This window comes from Enterobacter sp. KB-280D8, assembly GCF_041399405.1.
Lineage (GTDB): Bacteria > Pseudomonadota > Gammaproteobacteria > Enterobacterales > Enterobacteriaceae > Enterobacter > Enterobacter cloacae_N.
In genome coordinates, this window is sequence record NZ_JBGKEC010000001.1 from 124,120 (window position 1) to 145,111 (window position 20,992).

A 20,992-nucleotide genomic window follows, 5' to 3' on the forward strand; every position below is an offset into this window, starting at 1 on the left:
GTATTGTGCCAGAGGCCCTCTTTATTCTCGGTATGGAGTAACGTCGTGATTAGTCATAATAAGCAGGCGGTTTTATTTAATCCGGCACTGTTAATCGCTGTCGTACTCGGTTCGGTTACCGAGACCGCTTATGCAGGTGAGTATTTTAACCCTGAGCTGATTGAACTGGACAACCCTGGCATGAAAGGCGCCGATCTTTCGGCGTTTGAATCCGGTTCGCAACTGCCCGGCACCTATCGCGTTGATGTGCTCATCGGCGGGCAGGTTGTTGACACGCGCGAGATCAGATTTGACGCGGTAAAAAACGCGGAAGGCGAGACGTCCTTGCAGCCCTGCCTGAGCGTGGCGCAGCTTAAAAGCTGGGGGGTAAAAACCGAGCTATTCCCTGACCTGGATTCAGGCGGCGAATGTGCGAAGCTCTCGGCGATCCCGCAGGCGTCAACCGCGTTTATTTTCAGTGCCCAGCACCTTGAGATTACGATTCCACAGGCGGCGCTGTCACCGCAGGCTCGCGGATATGTGCCGCCAGAAATGTGGGACGAGGGGATCACCGCCGCGCTGCTTAACTACAGTCTGAGCGGCTCAAACAGCTGGGGACGTGACGGCAACAGCAGTAATACGAACAGCCAGTACGCCAACCTGCGTCCGGGCATTAACGTCGGTCCATGGCGGATCCGCAACTATTCCACCTGGAGCCGCGACGGCAGCGGTAAAGACAAATGGGATACGGTCTACACCTACGTACAGCGGGCGATCGTTCCGCTGAAGGCTCAGCTCACGACCGGCGACAGTGCCTCTCCGGCTGACATATTTGACAGTATTCCATTCCGGGGGGCGCAGCTGGCCTCTGACGATGACATGATGCCGGACTCGTTGAAAGGCTATGCTCCGGTGGTGCGCGGTATTGCCCGCACCAATGCACAGGTCATCATTCGTCAAAATGGCTACCAGATTGCTCAGAGCGATGTGGCGCCGGGGGCGTTTGAAATTACGGATATATACCCCACTGGCGGCGCGGGTGACCTCGACGTTACCGTGAAAGAGAGCGACGGCAGCGAGCAGCACTTCACCGTGGCCTTTGCTTCACTGCCGGTATTACAGCGTGAAGGGCGTTTTAAGTATGCGGTAACCGCAGGCCAGTACCGATCCTATAGCAGCGAAGTTGATAAAACCCCGTTCGCACAGTTGACCGGGATCTACGGCCTGCCGCATGGTCTGACGCTCTACGGCGGTTTCCAGGAATCGAGCAAGTATCAGTCTCTGGCTGCAGGGATCGGTAAAAACATGGGCGACTTTGGCGCCTTCTCGACGGATGTTACTCAGGCGTGGTCAACCCCACAAAATCTGCCGGGAAGTAGCGGTCAGTCCTGGCGCATTCGCTACAGCAAGAACTTTGTTGAGACGGGAACCAACTTCGCCATTGCCGGCTACCGCTATTCAACCAGCGGCTACTACGGAATGCAGGAGGTGCTGGATTCCTATGGCGACAGCAGCGCGCTGCAGAACCGCCGTCGTAACCGGGCCGAGCTGACGATGAGCCAGAACATCGGTCAGAACCTGGGATCGCTCATGCTCAGCGCCGTTCGTGAAGATTACTGGAATTCAGGCAGGACCACAGCGTCTTACAGCGCCGGGTACAACAACGCCTGGAAAAGCGTGAGCTATGGGATCACCTATACCTACAGTGAAAACGGCAGTACTGACGGTAACAGTGGTTCATCCCGCAACGGTAAGGATCAGCAGATTGCACTGAACGTCAGCGTGCCGTTAGAGGCTTTCTTGCCGCGTACCTGGGCTAATTACAGCATGAACGCCAGCAAGAACAACGGCACGACGCACAGCGTCGGCCTTAACGGCACCGCGCTGGAAAACAACGCGCTCAGCTGGAATGTACAGCAAGGTTACGGAACGGATTCCGTGGGATATACCGGCAATGCCAGCGCTGATTTTAAAGGCACGTATGGTGAAGTCTATGCGGGGTACGGTTACGACAAGAGCAGCGATCGTCTGAACTATGGATTGCAGGGGGGGATCCTTGCCCACGCCGACGGGGTGACTTTCTCGCAGCCACTAGGTGAAACCAACGTGCTGATAAAAGCACCCGGCGCGAAAGGGGTGAGTATCCAGAATCAGAGCGGCGCAAAAACCGACTGGCGTGGCTACACCGCGGTGAGCAATTTAATGCCGTATCGCAAGAACGACGTGGCGCTGATGACCGAGACGCTACCGGATGACGTGGAGCTGGAGCTGACCAACAAGACGGTGATACCAACCCGCGGTGCGGTGGTCAGGGCGGATTATGTGGCAAATGTCGGCATGCGGGTATTGATGACGCTTCAATACCGTAATGGCCAGCCGGTCCCGTTTGGCGCTATTGCCACTGTCAAAGGGCAGAGCGGGAACAGTTTTATTGTTGGGGATAAAGGTCAGGTTTATTTGACCGGCTTGAGTCCGAACGGAACGTTATGGGTTAAATGGGGTAGTGATAATTCAGAACAATGTCAGGTCAACTATGCGATTACTGAAAAAGACAGGTCAGACAGTATCCCTGCCGTTGTTTACGATTGTCGTTGAGGAAGCGTTATGTATTTAGCAAATAAATATCGGCCGTATGGGCAATTCATTTTTCTGGCACTGTTATGGTTATGCTCACTACGTGCTGAAGCAGACTGTACGTTCGGGGGTGGTGGATTTAACCCAGTACAACCGTTTAACATACAGCAGCCCGCCGTGACGGTTCTGCGTGATGCTCCCGTTGGCACAGTAATAAGCAGCTTCATTACCAATGGCAGTGGTGATATGGATCTTTGTATAGGTCCGGGGACGATTACTTATGAAATGAGTATGTTCAGTACACCTTCGTCAATAACTAATTATTATAATACAAATGTTCCAGGCGTGGGTCTTAGTTTGCAATTTGTTACTACAGACTGGTTCTTTTCCAAAGTCAGACAGTATTCATATTCGGTACCGACCAAAATCGTTGTTTATCCTCTGGAGGTTACTTTAATAAAGACAGGGGATATTACTTCAGGCGTGATCGGCTCTGGATTACTGGCAACGGCTCATGGTGATGATAATGTTCAATCGTTAACGGTTAACTATGCTGGCAATAAAGTGACGCAATTAGCATGCGCAATAACAACGCCTAATTTAACTTTTCCTATCGGTGATATATCGGCATCGGCTTTTGGCAATACTGTCGGCACCATTCCTTCTGGTGCTCAAAGCACGCAGAATCTGGGCCTTGATTGCGATGCCGATGCGAATATTAACGTTATGCTGCAGGGGATGCAAAACCCGGACGTCAGCACTGACAGCGTATTAGCCTTGACTGGGCAAGGGAACGCGGACGTGGCGAAGGGGGTCGGCGTACAATTGCTATATAATGGGGCGCCTTTAGCGTTAAATAACCGAATTGTTTTGAAACAATCCGCGGGTGGCCAGGAAACGTTCCCGATAACCGCCCGTTATTATCAGACTCAGGCGAGTGTTTCAACAGGCAAGGCCAACGCATCAGCCACCCTTGACTTAACGTATCAGTAATGGATAACGCGATGAATATTTTGCACGCGGCAGCGCTTGCCGCCACGTTAATAAGCTGCAATACCTTTGCAGGGGACGCTGTTAACGTCAGCGTTACCGGAAATATTATTGCCTCGCCCTGCATATTTAACGGAGGGAATGACAATATGGATATTAACCTCGGCAATATTCAGGCATCAAACATGTCTACGCCGGGGTCATCTTCCGATCCTGTGCCGTTTAACCTGATGTTTACCCAGTGTCCGGCTGGCACTAGCAGCGTAACGGTCTCATTTACCGGTAACCCCGATCCCGTCGCGGGGGCGGATTACTACATGAACAGCGGTTCTGCCACTAATGTCGCGATAGCAATGAGTGAGGCGGCAACCGGTGCGTTAAAGGGGACGGGGACAAGCATTACGCAGACGATCGCAGCAGACAGAACCGCAACGATGGCCATGCAGGCCGCGGTGACATCCTTTACCGGCGGGGCGACGCCGGGGAACATCAGCGCCGTTGTTGTCATGACGATGCAGTACAACTGATCGCTACGTGGAGATAATGGTGATGATTGACTGCTGGCGGTAACTGCTATGCTGAATATTCTCATTAAAGAGACTGATTTATTTTTTAGAGACGGATTGCAGCGTTTTCTTGTGGATTTCTTCACCCATAATTTCAGGCATTCGCTCCATTTTGACGTTGAACTTTCTCATGAACATGTTAGTGCCGCCGATATTATTTTTCTCGCGTTATGTCAGGGGGAAACCCTGACCTGCTATCCTGAATTACTGGCGCGCAAAAAAGGAATTGTGGTTGGTCTGGTCGAGGATGAGCACCGTTTCTCGGCATGTCCGTCCTGTTATCAGGATATGATATTTCTCTCTCGGCGCACCTCGCTTGACAGAATGACCGAGACGCTGTTTATCGCATGGTATCGCACCCAATTACCCAGCTTTCGCTGGAAAAATAAAAGCTGCGATGAATGCCAGCACAAAATATTATCGCTGCAGCAAATTCGCGTTATGGTGCATTTTTACAGAGGATTATCGGTAGGGCAGATTGCGGATAAGCTTAACACCAGTGATAAAACCATTTTTACCCATAAATATCTGCTGATGCAGAAATTCGACCTGCGTAGTGATTTTGAACTCATGGCCTTGATCCACCGGATGGTAGAGAAGAATACCTGTCCGAACCGGTTGCGTGACTATCTAATTGATAATCAGCTGCAAAGCTAACGCGTGGCGTTGTTGCCGGGTGGTGTGGTGCTGACGCCACCCGGCAGATGCATCAGACATTCACTGCGTTAATCAACCGCGTTTTCATCGTCTGGTAAGACGACGCCGCAAAATCCTCTGCCCAGCGCTGGTCCTCGATCGCCTCCAGTTGCACCGCGCAGTACTTCGTTTCCGGGGTTTTGGAGATGGGATCGAGGTTATCCTGGGTTAGCTCGTTGCAGGCGCCAATCCACCACTGATAGGTCATATAGACCGCCCCGGCGTTGATACGCTCGCTGATGCTGGCGCGGGTAATCACCTTGCCGCGACGTGAACGTACCCAGACCAGCTGTCCGTCGGTAATGCCCAGTTTGTCCGCATCGGCTGGGTTCATTTGCACCCGACCCGGCTCATCGGCCAGGCTCTGCAGCGCGGCGCAGTTCCCGGTCATCGAGCGGCAGGAGTAGTGGCCTACCTCGCGCACCGTGCAGAGTACCAGCGGATAATCATCATCGGGCGTCTCTGCCGGCGCGCGCCACGGCGCGGCAAACAGTTGACCCTTGCCTGTTGGCGTGTCGAACTGATTGTTTTTGTACAGGTACGGCGTTCCCGGATGATCGAGCGTCGGGCAGGGCCACTGCACGTGCCCCATCTCGCCCATTTTTTCATACGTCACGCCGTAGAAGAGCGGGCACAGCTCGCGCATTTCGTCCCAGATCTGCTGGTTGGAGTCATAATGCATCGGGTAGCCCATCTCGGTGGCGAGCAGGCTGATGATCTCCCAGTCGCGCTTCACGTTGCCGCTGGCCTCAATGGCTTTGCCAAAACGCTGGAAGCCGCGGTCGGCGCAGGTAAAGACGCCGCCGTGTTCGCCCCAGGAGGTGGCAGGGAGCAGAACGTCCGCCACTTCCGCCGTTTTGGTCATAAAGATGTCCTGAACCACCACAAAATCGAGGGCGTCAAAACCGCTGCGGACGAGACCGAGATCGGCTTCCGTCTGAAGCGGATCTTCCCCCATGATGTAGTAGGCCTTGACCTTGCCTTCCAGCGCCAGATGAGGCACCTCGGTAATGCGCGTCCCGACCCGATCGTCCATTTTATTGACGTCAATCCCCCAGGCATCGGCGAACTTCTGCCTGACCGCCGGATCGGTCACATCCTGATAGCCGGGGAACATATTCGGCAGAACGCCCATATCACAGGCACCCTGAACATTGTTTTGTCCGCGTACGGGGCCGACGCCGACGGCAGGACGGCCCAGGTTGCCGGTCAGCAGTGCAAGGCTGGAAAGCCCTTTGACGACATCGACGGCCTGACCAAACTGGGTCACGCCCATTCCCCACATTACGGTGGCGGAAGGAGCCGCCGCGAAGGTGCGCATTGCCTGACGTACGTCTCGGGCGGGAATGCCGGTAAGATGCTCGACCTTCTCCGGCGCATAGTCTTTCACCGTTTGACGATAGGCCTCAAGCCCTTCCGTAAACCGCGCGACATAGTTTTTGTCGTACAGCTCCTCTTCCAGCAGCACATAGCCAAAGGCGTTCACCAGCGCCATGTTGCTGCCGTTTTTCAGCTGCAGGTGCTGATCGGCAATGCGCGCCGTTTCGATGCGGCGCGGATCGCAGACGATGATTTTCGCGCCGTTTTCTCGGGCTTTAAGCACGCGGCGGGCGACGATAGGGTGAGAGTCTGCGCAGTTATAGCCGAATACCAGCAGACATTTAGAATGCTCAATATCGTTGATGGAATTACTCATCGCACCGTTGCCGAGGGTCTCCTGTAACCCTGCCACTGAAGGACCGTGACAGACGCGCGCGCAGCAGTCGACGTTGTTGGTGTGCAGCACCGCACGGGCAAATTTTTGCATGACGTAGTTGGTTTCATTGCCGGTTCCGCGTGATGAACCGGTAGTCATGATTGACCGCGGCCCGTGTTGCGCTTTAATGCTGCTGAGCTTCTGGGCGGTGTATCGGATAGCCTCCTCCCAGGTCACGGGGGTGAATGCCTCGCCTTTACGGTAGCGGATCATTGGCTGGGTCAGGCGTGGGGTGAGGAGGCGGGTATCGTTGAGGAAGTCCCAGCCGTAAAATCCTTTCAGGCATAAGGTGCCCTGGTTTGTAACCCCTTCTGCCGCTTCGGCACGGATGATACGGTTATTCTCAACGACAAGGTTTAATTTGCAGCCTGCACCACAGTAAGGGCAGACGCTGGCGATTTTTTTCATCAATAACAGACCTGTTAAGAAATGAAGCAAAATGACTGGTAAGCCCAGTCCCGTAAAAGGGAGTAAGCAGAAACCATGCCATCTTTATAGCGCTTATTTAACAGGGGATTATGAAGAGAAAGCGTGTCATCGTCAGAACGTTCGTCAGTTTTGACGATGACACGATTGCGGAATGGCAGGGTGCTTAAACGTCGTCCATGGTGTAGCCCACCACGATTTCAAGCGTCTTACGAATAACATCCGCCTGAACAACGTCGTTGGTCGCTTCCAGCGTCTGAATGAGCCAGAGAATGATGGCTTTATTGGACAGATGTCCTTCAGAAGCCAGAACACAGCGTACTGCAGTAGAAAAAACAGCAGACTCTTCAGCAAAACGATCGCCTGCATGACGGAAATACTCCGACAGCGCGCTTTCTAAAAAAGCAGAATGGTATTCGGGTTGCAGCTGAATATTTTGTCTCATTTGTTCTCACCGTAGCTGTTAAATTGCAGTCAATGTATTTTTTTGGGATCGGACGGTTTTCCCTTTCCAAATAACGGCACTACATTGTCTCTTTGATAACTGAGAGGTCCCTCTCTGTTCATTCGTCCTTGTGCGGCTCTGCGACGTTTTAATCCGAGGCTTTTTGATCCGATATCGGCAATCACCCTCGCAAGTGTCTCCCGCCGCCGGGGATCCTTTTCATGTGCTTTCATATCCCGCAGACGCAGAACCAGCGCTTCCGTTGTAACGGGACCGTGCTCCTTCAAAAGTGAAAGAACGGCTTGTCCAATCAGCTGGTCAGTCAGCGTGTCTGCGTCACTGCTTTTCATAACATTATCGTTCGAAGAGAAGACCAAGCAGCATGTGGTAATGCTGCTCCTCTTCCGGGCCATCGGCTTTTTCGAGGCGGCTTAATAGTTTGGTACAGAGCGATTTACGATTGAGGTTCCGCCCGTCGCTAAGGATCTCAACAACCACCTGACCGAGCGTTTCTTGCTGGGTAGGAAGAGAGGCTTTTTCGAAGTACTGTGCGATTGCTGCTGCGGAATCTGCGACGTGACCTTTCTGCTGCATGTTTCGCTCCTGTAAAATTTTGTAATCAGTAACGTTACATTTAAGGTATACACAATTTATAAATCTGTACATTAAAAATGTACAATTTTTTAAATTTAGTATGATATATTTTATAAAGTGCTTTTTATTCATGTGGTTAAGATGATGTAGCGCATCGGTGAAATCACAGGATATATTGTACAAAGCTGTGCGTTGCAGTTAAGTTGTACAGCACGGAAAAAGGTCTCATTAAAAGCCGTAAATGGTTGAGATGTAAATTATTTGTCAGCCAATTAATGTGCTATAAATGATCCTTACCCACCTTTATTGTGGCCAAAACCCTAACCCCCAGGAATAGCATGCTTACAACCATCATTTACCGCAGTCATATCTGCGAAGACGTTCCAGTGAAAGCGCTGGAAACAATGGTCGCTGCTGCAAATAGTAAAAACCGGCAATCCAATGTCACGGGGATCTTGCTGTTTAACGGCACACATTTTTTCCAGTTGCTTGAGGGGCCAGCGGATCATGTTTCTGCTATTTATGAGCAGATCTGCAACGACACCCGCCACCATAACGTGGTAGAGCTGATGCGGGATCACGGGCCTGTCCGGCGTTTTGGCAAGGTGGGCATGGAGCTTTTTGATTTACGCCAGTTCGACAGGGATGAGGTGCTGCAGCAGGTGCTCAACAGAGGCACGACGCGCTACCAGCTGACGTATAATGACCGCCCGCTGCAGTTTTTTCGGACCTTTGTTGAGGCCACAGAAAAAGCGAACTATTTTGAACTGCCTCCTGCAGATTCATGGGATTTTGTTCCTGAAGACACGCACTTATCTGCACAACCTGAGGTGGTCGCGAAAGGGGCGGATTGTAGCTTTGCCTTTCAACCGATAGTCGATCCGTTTATGCAGCGGGTCGTCTCCTGGGAGGCGCTTCTCCGCACCCCGTCCGGCGACTCGCCGGGGGTCTACTTCGCCAACCGCTCGCGCGAGGACGTGTATGCCTCTGATTTGCAAAGCAAGCAGGTGGCGCTCTCAATGGCCAGCGCGCTGGGGTTACAGGACCAGACGTTGTCTCTTAACCTGCTGCCTATGACGCTGGTCAATCTCCCCAACGCCGTGGACTTTCTGCTTACCGCCATCGAAGCAAATGGTTTTGTGCCCGAGCAAATTATGGTCGAGTTCACCGAGAACGAAGCCATTTCCCGTTTCGATGAGTTCACAGACTCGGTCAGGCAGTTAAAAAGTGCGGGGATCAGCGTAACGATCGATCACTTTGGTGCCGGTTTTGCCGGGCTACAGCTGCTGGCCCAGTTCCAGCCGGACAGAATTAAGATTAATCGCGATCTGGTAGCGAACGTGCACAAAAGTGGCCCGCGTCAGGCTATTATTCAGGCGATTATCAAATGCTGTTCTTCGCTGGAAATTCAGTTCTGCGCGGTCGGCGTGGAGAAGGCGGAAGAGTGGATGTGGCTGGAGTCTGCGGGGATTTCGCAGTTCCAGGGACATCTTTTTGCCAGCCCCCGGCACGGCGGTATTCCGGCCATTGCATGGCCAGAGAAAAAATTCGACTTTTGATAAAGCCGGGCGCAATTGAGTCGGTCTGGCTGTACGAATGGCAAATTTTGTACAACAATGTATTAACAGATGGGTGGTGGAATGTCCCATTCACCTGGGCAAAATACGGTCTTAGTTATACAAATGGTTTGTACAATCTGATAAGGTTGGTGCAGTTAGGTATGGAAGTTCTGAGCGTGAGGGAGTTAATGGCCTATTACAGTATCGGCGAAGTAGCCGAACGATGCGGTATCAACCCCGTTACGCTGCGTGCCTGGCAGCGCCGTTATGGATTGTTGAAGCCGCAGCGCAGCGAAGGGGGTCATCGTCAGTTCGACGATGAAGATATCCTGCGTATCGAAGAGATCAAGCGCCTGATGAAAAGCGGCGTTTCGGTCGGAAAAGTCAAAGCCCTGCTGGAAAACAAAGAAGTTCTGACCCAGGGTAACTGGGCCTCGTTCCAGGAAGAGATGATGACCGTTCTGCGCTACGCCAGCCCGGCAAAGCTGCGTGCCAAAATCGGCGAATTTCGCCGCGACCACGCGATGGATGCGCTGATCGATAACATCATTTCCCCCGTCCGCCAGCGAATGAATCAGGATCAAAATACCGTACGCCACATGGCGAGCATGCTTGACGGTGTTCTGATTGAATTCGCGATTGCAAGCCTGGCGGAGTCGCGCAAGAAAGCGGGTAACGATGCGTTGCTTATCGGCTGGGAATGCGATGACCGGACCCACCTGTGGCTGGAAGCCGCGCGCTTATCGCACAAGGGCTGGCACATTGATGTTCTGGCCGAGCCGATTGATTCCCCGCGTCCTGAGCTCTTCCCGGGGCAAAAAATCTTCGTCTGGACGGGAAAAGCGCCAACACTGCGTCAGCAGGAACAGCTCGATCACTGGCGTGAACAGGGTTTTACCGTTTCATTTCATCACTCATAATCAGAGGCCTTGAGGGCCTTTTTTTGTTTTGGTCCCTTCCTGAACAAAAGCTATCTCAAAAATAGGCATTTCCGATGCATATTTTACTTTTCCTTTCGTCGCTGTTTCCTCCGTTCAATAATCCATTAATTTTCAAAGTATTGAACAATTAAATCCATCCCGCCCGCATCTCCTGACAGGGTCTATGCTTAATAAAAGTAGACAAAAAGGGCGGTTTAGCCGAATGCCCCTGCTGACAGAGGGTTGAAGTGATAATCGTTATCACTAACATGGTGTTATGCCCTGATGGCTAATCAGATGAGGTGGACCTATGGAACTGCATTCAGAAACCTTCAATCCTGCCGATTTTGCCTGGCGTGGTTTAACGCTCACGCCTGCGGCGGCAGCGCATATCCACGAGCTGGTGGCGAAAAAGCCCGAGATCCTCGGCGTACGCTTAGGCGTTAAGCAGACCGGCTGCGCGGGCTTTGGCTACGTGCTGGATACTGTCACCGCACCGGAAAAAGATGACCTGGTGTTTGAAACCGATGGCGCAAAGCTGTACGTCGCGCTTCAGGCTATGCCGTTTATCGACGGTACAGAGGTGGACTACGTACGGGAAGGTTTAAACCAGTTATTCAAATTTCATAACCCGAAAGCCCAGAACGAATGCGGCTGCGGCGAAAGCTTTGGGGTATAGGCGGTACTATGTCTCGTAATACTGAAGCAACGAGTGATGTAAACACCTGGAGCGGCGGACACCTCAACTATAAAGAGGGTTTTTTCACGCAGCTGCAGACCGACGAGCTGGCGAAAGGGATTAATGAAGATGTCGTGCGCGCCATCTCGGCCAAACGTAACGAGCCCGAGTGGATGCTCGAATTTCGCCTGAGCGCTTTCCGCGCCTGGCTGGAGATGGAAGAGCCGCACTGGCTGAAAGCCCATTACGACAAACTGAACTATCAGGATTACAGCTACTACTCCGCGCCCTCCTGCGGCAGCTGTGACGATACCTGCGCTTCGCAGCCCGGCGCGGTACAGCAGACCGGTGCCGAGAACAGCTTCCTGAGTAAAGAAGTGGAAGAGGCCTTTAATCAGCTTGGCGTCCCGGTTCGCGAGGGCAAAGAGGTGGCGGTGGACGCCATTTTCGACTCCGTCTCGGTGGCGACCACCTATCGCGAAAAGCTGGCCGAGCAGGGGATTATTTTCTGCTCCTTTGGCGAAGCGATTCATGACCATCCCGAGCTGGTGAAGAAGTACATCGGCACCGTGGTACCGAGTAACGATAACTTCTTCGCCGCGCTAAATGCCGCGGTAGCCTCTGACGGCACCTTTATCTACGTGCCGAAAGGCGTGCGCTGTCCGATGGAGCTCTCCACCTATTTCCGCATTAACGCCGAAAAAACCGGCCAGTTCGAACGCACCATTCTGGTCGCGGACGAAGGCAGCTACGTCAGCTATATCGAAGGGTGTTCTGCACCGGTGCGCGACAGCTATCAGCTGCACGCGGCGGTGGTCGAGGTCATCATTCATAAAGACGCGGAGGTGAAATACTCCACGGTGCAGAACTGGTTCCCCGGCGACGGCAACACCGGCGGTATCCTGAACTTCGTCACCAAGCGCGCGCTGTGCGAAGGTGAAAACAGCAAAATGTCCTGGACGCAGTCGGAAACCGGCTCTGCTATTACCTGGAAGTACCCGAGCTGCATCCTGCGTGGGGATAACTCCATCGGTGAGTTTTACTCGGTGGCGCTCACCAGCGGGCATCAGCAGGCCGATACCGGCACCAAGATGATCCACATCGGTAAAAACACGAAATCTACCATCATTTCGAAAGGGATCTCTGCCGGGCATTCCCAGAACAGCTATCGCGGGCTGGTGAAAATCATGCCGACGGCCACCAACGCGCGTAACTTCACCCAGTGTGACTCAATGCTGATTGGCGCAGACTGCGGGGCGCATACCTTCCCGTACGTGGAGTGCCGTAACAACACGGCCCAGCTGGAGCACGAGGCGACCACGTCGCGCATTGGGGAAGATCAGCTCTTCTACTGTCTGCAGCGTGGGATCAGTGAAGAAGATGCCATTTCGATGATTGTGAACGGCTTCTGTAAGGACGTGTTCTCTGAACTGCCGCTGGAATTTGCCGTTGAAGCACAAAAACTCCTCGCCATTAGTCTTGAACACAGCGTCGGTTAAGGAAAGCACATGTTAAGCATTAAAGATTTACAGGTTAGCGTGGAAGAGAAAGACATCCTGCGCGGTCTCAATTTTGACGTCAAGCCGGGTGAAGTTCACGCCATTATGGGGCCGAACGGCTCCGGGAAAAGTACGCTTTCTGCAACGCTGGCGGGACGCGAAGATTACGAAGTGACTGGCGGTTCGGTCGAATTTAACGGCAAAGATCTGCTGGAGATGTCACCGGAAGACCGCGCGGGTGAGGGCATCTTTATGGCCTTCCAGTACCCGGTGGAAATTCCGGGCGTCAGCAACCAGTTTTTCCTCCAGACGGCGCTGAATGCGGTGCGCAAGTATCGCGGCCAGGAGGCACTGGATCGCTTCGACTTCCAGGATCTGATGGAAGAGAAGATCAAGCTGCTGAAAATGCCGGAAGACCTGCTGACCCGCTCGGTCAACGTTGGCTTTTCCGGCGGCGAGAAAAAGCGTAACGACATCCTGCAGATGGCGGTGCTGGAGCCCGAGCTGTGCATTCTGGATGAGACCGACTCCGGTCTGGATATCGACGCCCTGAAGATTGTCGCCGACGGGGTGAACGACCTGCGCGACGGCAAGCGTTCATTCATAATCGTCACCCACTACCAGCGCATTCTGGACTATATCAAGCCGGACTACGTGCACGTGCTTTACCAGGGACGCATTGTGAAATCCGGTGATTTTACGCTGGTTAAACAACTGGAGGAGCAGGGTTATGGCTGGCTTACCGAACAGCAGTAATGCACTCCAGCAGTGGCACAGGCTGTTTGAGGCGCAGGGTAATACGCGCTCCGAGCAGGCGCAGCAGCATCTCCAGCAGATGCTGCGTCTCGGCCTGCCGACGCGCAAGCATGAGAACTGGAAATACACCCCGCTCGACGGCCTGCTGAACGGCGAGTTTGTGACGCGCCTGGCGGAGATCGACCCGGCCCGGCGTGACGCTCTGGCGCTGACGGTGGATGCGGTGCGTCTGGTCTTTGTCGACGGTGTCTGGCGCCCTGAACTGAGTGACGACGTTCAGGGGAGCGGGTTCGATATCGTGATTAGCGACGACCGCCAGAGCCTGAGCGCCCCGGTTCAGCCGGAAGTGTTTCTCCACCTGACCGAGAGCCTGGCCCGCAGCGTGACGCATATTCAGGTTAAGCGTAACCAGCGCCCGGCCAAACCGCTGCTTCTGATGCACATCACTCAGGGCGTGGAGGGCGATGAGATCAACACCGCGCACTATCGCCATCACCTTGATCTGGCGGAGGGAGCGGAGGCCACGGTAATCGAACATTACGTCAGCCTCAACGAGACCCGCCACTTTACCGGGTCGCGGCTGACGATGAACGTCGCCGCAAATGCGCAGCTTCACCACATTAAGCTGGCGTTTGAGAATCCGCAGAGCCACCATTTTGCCCATAACGATATAGCGCTGGGTCAGGATGCCGCGGCGTACAGCCATAGCTTTCTGCTCGGCGGCGCGGTGCTGCGCCACAACACCAGTACGCAGCTTAACGGTGAAAACACCACGCTGCGCATCAACAGCCTGGCGATGCCGGTCAAATCAGAAGTCTGCGACACGCGCACATGGCTTGAGCACAACAAGGGCTACTGCAACAGCCGCCAGCTGCATAAAACCATCGTCAGCGATAAAGGGCGGGCGGTGTTTAACGGCCTGATTAACGTGGCCCAGCACGCCATTAAAACTGACGGGCAGATGACCAACAACAATCTGCTGTTGGGGCGCCTGGCGGAGGTGGACACCAAACCGCAGCTGGAGATCTACGCTGATGACGTGAAATGCAGCCACGGCGCGACGGTCGGGCGGATTGACGACGAACAGATGTTCTACCTGCGTTCCCGCGGCATCGATCGGCAGGCGGCGCAGAAAATGATTATCTACGCCTTTGCGGCGGAGCTTACGGAAGCGCTACACGATGGCGTATTGAAGCAGCAGGTGCTGGCTCGCATTGGTCAGCGTCTGCCCGGAGGCGAAGCATGAGTTTTCCTGTAGAGAAAGTGCGGGCCGACTTCCCGGTTCTGACCCGTGAAGTGAACGGCCTGCCGCTGGCCTATCTCGACAGCGCGGCCAGCGCGCAGAAACCGAATCAGGTGGTGGATGCGGAAGCCGAGTTCTACCGCCATGGTTATGCTGCGGTGCACCGGGGTATCCATACCCTGAGCGCCGAAGCGACCCAGCGCATGGAGAACGTGCGCACGCAGGTGGCCGCTTTCCTCAATGCACGTTCGCCTGAAGAGCTGGTCTTCGTGCGCGGAACCACTGAAGGGATCAACCTTGTCGCCAACAGCTGGGGCAACGCGCAGGTCCACGCGGGGGATAACATCGTCATCACCCAGATGGAGCACCACGCCAATATTGTGCCGTGGCAGATGCTCTGCGAGCGTGTCGGCGCACAGCTGCGGGTCATTCCGCTGAATGAGGACGGCACGCTGCAGCTTGAGCAGCTTGACGCCTTGCTGGACGATAAAACGCGGCTGGTGGCGGTTACACAGGTCTCTAACGTGCTGGGCACCGAAAACCCGGTGGCAGAGATTATCGCAAAAGCCCATCAGGCCGGTGCGAAGGTGTTGATTGACGGCGCGCAGGCGGTAATGCACCACGCGGTGGATGTGCAGGCGCTGGACTGCGATTTCTACGTATTCTCCGGGCATAAGCTCTATGGTCCAACCGGCATCGGCGTGCTGTATGTGAAAGAGGACATTCTGCAGGCGATGCCGCCGTGGGAAGGCGGCGGATCGATGATTGCCACCGTAAGCCTTTCGGAAGGGACAACCTATGCCCGTGCGCCGTGGCGTTTTGAGGCGGGTACTCCCAACACCGGCGGGATTATCGGCCTGGGGGCGGCGGTGTCTTACGTTTCCGCAATCGGCCTGGACGCCATCCAGGAGTACGAACAGCTGCTGATGCACTACGCGCTGCAGGAGCTTGCCAGCGTGCCGGATCTTACCCTGTATGGCCCGGCCGACCGCCAGGGCGTGATTGCGTTTAACCTTGGGAAACACCACGCCTATGACGTGGGCAGCTTCCTTGATAACTACGGCGTGGCCGTCCGTACCGGGCACCACTGCGCCATGCCGCTGATGGCCTTTTACCAGGTACCGGCAATGTGCCGCGCGTCGCTGGTGATGTATAACACAATGGAAGAGGTCGACAGGCTGGTGGCGGGGCTTAAGCGCATTCACCAGCTGCTGGGCTAACGAAGAGGCAAAAGATGGCGGAACTGCCGGACAGAGATAAATTGCTGCGCAACTTTGGGCGCTGCGCAAACTGGGAAGAGAAGTACCTTTATATCATCGAGCTGGGGCAGCGTCTGCCGCCGCTCGGCGAAGAGGCGCATAACCCGGAAAACATTATTCAGGGCTGCCAGAGCCAAGTGTGGATTGTGATGGAGCAGTCTGACGACGGGACTATTGCACTGCACGGCGACAGCGATGCGGCCATTGTAAAAGGGCTGATTGCGGTGGTCTTTATTCTTTACCACCGGATGTCGGCGCAGGATATCGTTGCGTTCGATGTCCGCCCGTGGTTTGAAAAAATGGCCCTGACCCAACACCTCACCCCGTCCCGTTCCCAGGGGCTGGAAGCGATGATTCGCGCCATTCGCGCCAAAGCTGCAATCCTTAGCTAGACTTACAGAACAGCATTCATTCTGTTTCGCGAGGTGGTTCCCGCCTCGCTGGTTTTTCAGCTTTCTGGCCTCCTGCCAGTGAATAAGGAATCTCAGCATGAAGCGCGCGTCTCTAATAACTCTATTACTCGTCAGTTCGCTCGGTACGTTTAATTCGGCCCGCGCGATGGACTATCCGTTGCCGCCCGCAGGCAGTCGCCTGATTGGGCAAAATCAAACCTACACGATACAGGAAGGGGATAATAAGCTTCAGACCATCGCCCGTCGGTTTAATACGGCGGCGCAGGTGATCCTTGAAACGAACAATACCATTGCGCCGGTGAACCCGGCACCGGGTACCGTTATCACGATTCCGTCGCAGATGCTGCTGCCGGATACCCCGCGCGAGGGCATTGTGGTGAATCTGGCTGAACTCCGGCTCTACTACTTCCCGCCGGGAGAAAATATTGTCCAGGTCTTCCCGCTCGGCATCGGACAGCTGGGGCTGGAAACGCCGGTGAGCACCACCCGCGTAAGTCAAAAAATCCCTAATCCAACCTGGACGCCTACGGCGGGCATCAGAGCCCGTTCGCTGGCACAGGGTATTAAATTGCCTCCGGTCGTCCCGGCCGGGCCAAATAACCCGCTGGGGCGCTACGCGCTGCGTTTGGGTATTGGTAATGGGGAATATCTTATTCACGGCACCAGCGCGCCGGACAGCGTAGGCCTGCGCGTCAGTTCCGGCTGCATGCGTATGAACGCCCCGGATATTAAAGCCCTGTTCGAACAGGTACGGGTTGGCACGCGGGTACAAATTATCAATGAGCCGGTGAAGTTCTCGGTTGAGCCGGACGGGAAGCGTTATATTGAGGTTCACCGTCCGCTGGCGCAGGTGGAGGGCGAGAACCCGCAGATTTCGCCCATTAACCACTCCGCAGAGTTTGCGACCTTTGTGTCTCAAGCCGGAAGCGACAAAGCGCTTATTGATAAAGCGCTGGCACGCCGCGCGGGGATCCCGGTTGTCGTATCCGCGGGTAGCGGCCCGTCGGCCAGCAATAGCGTGCTGTCGGTACAGAACAGTCGGGTGTCGGCTGCGGTAGCTGAAGAGGAAGGGGAGAAGGTAACGCAGTAGTCGTTTGACGCAGGCAAAAAAAATGGCGCACAATGTGCGCCATTTTATTAACAGGTACTATTACTTACGGTATTTAGTAGCCTGGTTGTCCAGACGCTGGTTAGCGCGAGCTGCGTCGTCTTTAGCAGCCTGAACGTCGGAACGCATTGCGTTCACGTCGTTGCTCAGCTGGTCAACTTTAGCGTTCAGAGTCTGAACGTCAGAAGACAGCTGATCGATTTTAGCGTTGCTGGAGCAACCAGCCAGCAGAGTAGAACCCAGGATTACCGCGCCCAGTACCAGTTTAGTACGATTCATTATTAATACCCTCTAGATTGAGTTAATCTCCATGTAGCGTTACAAGTATTACACAAACTTTTTTGGGTTGAGAATATTTTTTTGATGGGAATACGCCTATTTTTGATCGTTCGCTCAAAGAAGCATCGAATCAGCCCTTTTTGAGTAAAAAGCTATGTAAAAAAAGGCATTTTTCATCGGATTCATCTTAGATAATTCGCAATTAAATAGAAAAACCCGATTTGCTTTTTGAATGAATTTGGCTAATGACGGTAATAAAAAAAGCGCCCATTGGGCGCTTTTTATCAAAACTAATTCGTTCCTGAATTATTACAGCACGTGAACGGAGGCCGTATTGGTCGTTCCGCTTGGTACCAGCGCACCAGAAACCATCACAACAACGTCGCCTTTCTGCGCCAGACCGCTTTCCAGAGCCAGTGCTTTACCCTGAATGTAGAAATCATCAGTAGAGGCGATCTCTTTGACCAGGTGCGCAAGCACGCCTTTGCTCAGCACCAGCTGACGTGCGGTGGTTTCGTTGGTGGTCAGGGCCAGGATGGTGGCATCCGGGAAGTATTTACGTACTGCGCGCGCAGATTTACCGCCCTGGGTCGCTACCACAATCAGTGGCGCTTCCAGTTTCTCAGCGGTTTCTACTGCACCGCGGCATACTGCTTCGGTGATGCGCAGCTTGCGGCTGTCGTTGTTGAAGTCCAGACGGCTTGTCATCACGCGGTCAGTACGTTCGCAGATGGTTGCCATGATGCCGACCGCTTCCAGAGGGTATTTCCCTTTCGCGGATTCACCGGACAGCATCACTGCATCGGTACCGTCGAGGATGGCGTTCGCCACGTCACCAGCTTCAGCGCGGGTAGGGCGTGGGTTTTTGATCATGGAGTCCAGCATCTGCGTTGCGGTGATAACCACTTTACGCGCGCGAACACACTTCTCGATCATCATCTTCTGCGCGAAGATCACTTCTTCAACCGGGATTTCAACGCCCAGGTCGCCACGTGCAACCATGATGCCGTCAGATGCTTCAAGGATTTCGTCGAAGTTGTTCAGGCCTTCCTGGTTTTCGATCTTGGAGATGATCTGGATCTTCTCGCCGCCGTGCGCTTTCAGGTGCTCACGAATTTCAACCACGTCGGAACGCTTACGGATGAAGGACGCCGCAACGAAGTCAACGCCTTGTTCGCAGCCGAAGATCAGGTCCTGTTTGTCTTTCTCAGCCAGTGCCGGCAGTGCGATGGAAACGCCCGGCAGGTTAACGCCTTTGTTTTCGCCCAGGTCGCCGTTGTTCAGCACTTTACAGATAACCTTGTTGCCTTCGATAGCGGTCACTTCCATACCGATCAAACCATCGTCGACCAGCACGGTGTTACCCACGGAGAGATCGCTGGTGAAGCCTTCATAGGTTACCGCAACGATTTCGCTGTTACCGACAACGGATTTATCGGTAGTGAAGGTGAAGGTCTGGCCCGCTTTCAGAGAAACGTCGTTACCGCCTTCCAGTTTGATGGTACGGATTTCCGGACCTTTAGTATCCAGCAGAATAGCGGCTTTTTTGCCAGTCTTGCTCATCACGTTGCGCAAGTTCTGGATACGCTGACCGTGCTCAGCATAGTCACCGTGGGAGAAGTTCAGACGCATCACGTTCATGCCGGCGTCCAGCATTTTGCTCAGCATCTCTTCGGATTCGGTTTTCGGGCCGATAGTACAAACAATTTTCGTCTTTTTCATGACAGTCTTAGTCTTTAAGTTGGGAAGGATATGGAAATCTCGCTCCGGGGGCGCACCGCCGCGGAGTCAAACCTGTGTTGCAAAAGAGTATATGACACGCACTAAGGATAGGAGACATCAAATGAGCGTGCAGAAGAAAGTGTGCCTGAGTGTCAGCCCAACGAAGGAGAGGAGAAGTTGTACGTTGTTTTTTGTATTCCAAGCGCTGAAACCATTCACCAGGGATTTGGCGCGCATTATACGCTGATTTTAAGATAAAAGGAAAATGGATACGGCGTTTCAGAATTAATCAATGCCGTTTCACATAATATTGTTATCAAGGCGTTAAGCCATGATGACAACTTTTGGCGGCAGGCATTTGACCTGCCGCATTTTGCTTATTTTTGCAGCGCCTGACTGAGGTCGGCAATCAGGTCTTTCGGATCTTCAATGCCCACCGACAGTCGAATCAGCTGCGGCACAATGCCGTTTGCCAGGCGTTGTTCCAGCGGAATCGAGGCGTGCGTCATGCTGTAGGGCTGGCTCACCAGGCTCTCTACGCCGCCCAGGCTTTCCGCGAGGGTGAACAACTTCAGGTTGCGAATCACCTCTGTGGCGCGTTGCGCATCGCCTTTTACCACGACGGAAATCATCCCGCCTGGCAGGGCCATCTGCGTGCGCGCAAGCTGATATTGTGGATGCGATTCCAGCCCGGGATAGAACACCTTTTCAACCAGAGGATGCTGCGCCAGCCATTGCGCAATCGCCAGTGCGTTGCTGCTGTGCTTTTCTACCCTCAGCGCAAGCGTGCGAATTCCGCGCAGGGTCAGGAAGCTGCTAAAGGGATCCAGGACGCCACCGACCGCATTTTGCAGGTAGCCAAGCCGGTCCGCCAGCGCCGGGTTATCACCCACCACCGCCAGCCCGGCCACCACGTCCGAATGGCCGTTAAGGTACTTGGTGGCGGAGTGCACCACGATATCGAAACCCGACGCCAGAGGGCGGTGGATCGCCGGCGACGCGAAGGTGTTATCCGCCACGCTGATGACGTTATGGCGCCGCGCGATAGCGGCAATGGCCGCCAGATCCGCCAGCTTCAGCAGCGGGTTGGTCGGCGTTTCCACCCACACCATGCGCGTATCCGGGCGAATGGCGGCCTCAAGCCCCGCTAAGTCGTCAGGCTTAACCCAGCTGACCTGCAGGCCGGTGCTGCGCTTGCGCACGTTTTCAATCAGGCGGTACGTCCCGCCGTAAACGTCGTCAATGGCGACGATATGGCTGTCTTTGTCCAGCAGTTCGAGCACCGTGGAGATGGCGGCGAGACCGGAAGCAAAGGCGTAACCGCGCGTGCCGCCTTCCAGTTCAGCGATAGCGGTTTCCAGCGCGTGGCGGGTAGGGTTGCCGCTGCGGGAATACTCATAGCCGGTATGCTCGCCGGGTGACGGTTGCGCAAACGTCGAGGTGGCGTAAATCGGCGGCATGACGGCGCCGTGCTGGTCGTTGAACGCGCCGCTGTGGACGCTCAGGGTTGCCAGGTTTTTCATCGTTTA

At 54.3% G+C, this 20,992-nt stretch carries 20 protein-coding genes; 13 read left to right on the forward strand and 7 right to left on the reverse strand.

Going from position 1 to position 20,992, the window contains the following annotated elements; all coding sequences use genetic code 11:
- Window positions 1–48 precede the first annotated feature (48 nt).
- The 4 genes from AB8818_RS00675 to AB8818_RS00690 are packed head-to-tail and all read left to right on the forward strand — an operon-like array spanning window position 49 to window position 4,766.
- Entirely contained in the window at window positions 49–2,574 is a 2,526-nt protein-coding gene (locus tag AB8818_RS00675) for a fimbria/pilus outer membrane usher protein (protein ID WP_192981732.1), read from the forward strand.
- Window positions 2,575–2,583: 9 nt separating this feature from the next.
- Window positions 2,584–3,546: a fimbrial protein gene (locus AB8818_RS00680; protein WP_192981585.1), complete on the forward strand. Its 963-nt coding sequence runs from the start codon at window positions 2,584–2,586 to the stop codon at window positions 3,544–3,546.
- Between the two features lie 11 nt (window positions 3,547–3,557).
- Entirely contained in the window at window positions 3,558–4,070 is a 513-nt protein-coding gene (locus tag AB8818_RS00685) for a fimbrial protein (RefSeq protein ID WP_163328977.1), read from the forward strand.
- 48 nt (window positions 4,071–4,118) lie between these two features.
- A complete protein-coding gene (locus AB8818_RS00690) occupies window positions 4,119–4,766 on the forward strand; it encodes a LuxR C-terminal-related transcriptional regulator (RefSeq protein WP_116340457.1) in 648 nt (215 codons plus the stop codon).
- A gap of 52 nt (window positions 4,767–4,818) precedes the next feature.
- Here the strand turns inward: AB8818_RS00690 and fdhF are convergent, their stop codons facing one another.
- From fdhF to ycgZ, 4 genes are all read right to left on the reverse strand, one after another.
- Window positions 4,819–6,969, reverse strand: coding sequence for a formate dehydrogenase subunit alpha (gene fdhF / locus AB8818_RS00695; RefSeq protein WP_192981582.1), 2,151 nt, complete (start codon window positions 6,967–6,969; stop codon window positions 4,819–4,821).
- A 184-nt stretch (window positions 6,970–7,153) separates the two neighbouring features.
- Entirely contained in the window at window positions 7,154–7,432 is a 279-nt protein-coding gene (locus AB8818_RS00700) for a biofilm development regulator YmgB/AriR family protein (RefSeq protein WP_116340453.1), read from the reverse strand.
- Between the two features lie 29 nt (window positions 7,433–7,461).
- Entirely contained in the window at window positions 7,462–7,782 is a 321-nt protein-coding gene (locus AB8818_RS00705) for a hypothetical protein (protein ID WP_116340451.1), read from the reverse strand.
- A gap of 4 nt (window positions 7,783–7,786) precedes the next feature.
- A complete protein-coding gene (ycgZ, locus tag AB8818_RS00710; protein WP_116340449.1) occupies window positions 7,787–8,026 on the reverse strand; it encodes a regulatory protein YcgZ in 240 nt (79 codons plus the stop codon).
- Window positions 8,027–8,364: 338 nt separating this feature from the next.
- Between ycgZ and AB8818_RS00715 the strand changes: the two genes are divergently transcribed.
- The 9 genes from AB8818_RS00715 to AB8818_RS00755 all read left to right on the forward strand — a co-directional run bounded on the left by AB8818_RS00715 (window position 8,365) and on the right by AB8818_RS00755 (window position 17,444).
- On the forward strand, window positions 8,365–9,585 hold the full coding sequence (locus AB8818_RS00715) for a diguanylate phosphodiesterase (protein WP_192981579.1): 1,221 nt from the start codon (window positions 8,365–8,367) through the stop codon (window positions 9,583–9,585).
- A 188-nt stretch (window positions 9,586–9,773) separates the two neighbouring features.
- Window positions 9,774–10,505, forward strand: a complete 732-nt coding sequence (locus AB8818_RS00720; RefSeq protein ID WP_192981576.1) for a MerR family transcriptional regulator — start codon at window positions 9,774–9,776, stop codon at window positions 10,503–10,505.
- A gap of 310 nt (window positions 10,506–10,815) precedes the next feature.
- The gene (sufA, locus tag AB8818_RS00725) at window positions 10,816–11,184 is read left to right on the forward strand and encodes a Fe-S cluster assembly scaffold SufA (RefSeq protein WP_116340443.1); all 369 of its coding nucleotides are present in this window, start codon (window positions 10,816–10,818) and stop codon (window positions 11,182–11,184) included.
- 8 nt (window positions 11,185–11,192) lie between these two features.
- Window positions 11,193–12,683 carry a Fe-S cluster assembly protein SufB gene (sufB, locus tag AB8818_RS00730; protein ID WP_032657798.1) on the forward strand — a complete coding sequence of 497 codons (1,491 nt, stop codon included), beginning with the start codon at window positions 11,193–11,195 and terminating at the stop codon, window positions 12,681–12,683.
- A gap of 9 nt (window positions 12,684–12,692) precedes the next feature.
- Window positions 12,693–13,439 carry a Fe-S cluster assembly ATPase SufC gene (gene sufC / locus AB8818_RS00735; RefSeq protein ID WP_192981573.1) on the forward strand — a complete coding sequence of 249 codons (747 nt, stop codon included), beginning with the start codon at window positions 12,693–12,695 and terminating at the stop codon, window positions 13,437–13,439.
- A complete protein-coding gene (gene sufD / locus AB8818_RS00740; RefSeq protein WP_163328990.1) occupies window positions 13,414–14,685 on the forward strand; it encodes a Fe-S cluster assembly protein SufD in 1,272 nt (423 codons plus the stop codon). The genes sufC and sufD overlap by 26 nt, the downstream gene beginning before the upstream one ends.
- Window positions 14,682–15,902 (forward strand): cysteine desulfurase SufS, encoded by a 1,221-nt coding sequence (gene sufS / locus AB8818_RS00745; protein WP_116340437.1) that lies wholly within the window; start codon window positions 14,682–14,684, stop codon window positions 15,900–15,902. The genes sufD and sufS overlap by 4 nt, the downstream gene beginning before the upstream one ends.
- 14 nt (window positions 15,903–15,916) lie before the next feature.
- The gene (gene sufE, locus AB8818_RS00750; RefSeq protein WP_028012869.1) at window positions 15,917–16,333 is read left to right on the forward strand and encodes a cysteine desulfuration protein SufE; all 417 of its coding nucleotides are present in this window, start codon (window positions 15,917–15,919) and stop codon (window positions 16,331–16,333) included.
- Between the two features lie 97 nt (window positions 16,334–16,430).
- The gene (locus AB8818_RS00755) at window positions 16,431–17,444 is read left to right on the forward strand and encodes a L,D-transpeptidase family protein (protein ID WP_163328996.1); all 1,014 of its coding nucleotides are present in this window, start codon (window positions 16,431–16,433) and stop codon (window positions 17,442–17,444) included.
- A 60-nt stretch (window positions 17,445–17,504) separates the two neighbouring features.
- On the opposite strand, the gene lpp is transcribed toward AB8818_RS00755, so the two are convergent.
- The 3 genes from lpp to AB8818_RS00770 form a co-directional block, all read right to left on the reverse strand.
- On the reverse strand, window positions 17,505–17,741 hold the full coding sequence (gene lpp, locus AB8818_RS00760) for a murein lipoprotein Lpp (protein WP_001082307.1): 237 nt from the start codon (window positions 17,739–17,741) through the stop codon (window positions 17,505–17,507).
- A 309-nt stretch (window positions 17,742–18,050) separates the two neighbouring features.
- Window positions 18,051–19,463: a pyruvate kinase PykF gene (pykF, locus tag AB8818_RS00765; RefSeq protein WP_163328998.1), complete on the reverse strand. Its 1,413-nt coding sequence runs from the start codon at window positions 19,461–19,463 to the stop codon at window positions 18,051–18,053.
- 377 nt (window positions 19,464–19,840) lie between these two features.
- Window positions 19,841–20,986 carry a PLP-dependent aspartate aminotransferase family protein gene (locus AB8818_RS00770; protein ID WP_163329000.1) on the reverse strand — a complete coding sequence of 382 codons (1,146 nt, stop codon included), beginning with the start codon at window positions 20,984–20,986 and terminating at the stop codon, window positions 19,841–19,843.
- Between the last annotated feature and the right edge of the window lie 6 nt (window positions 20,987–20,992).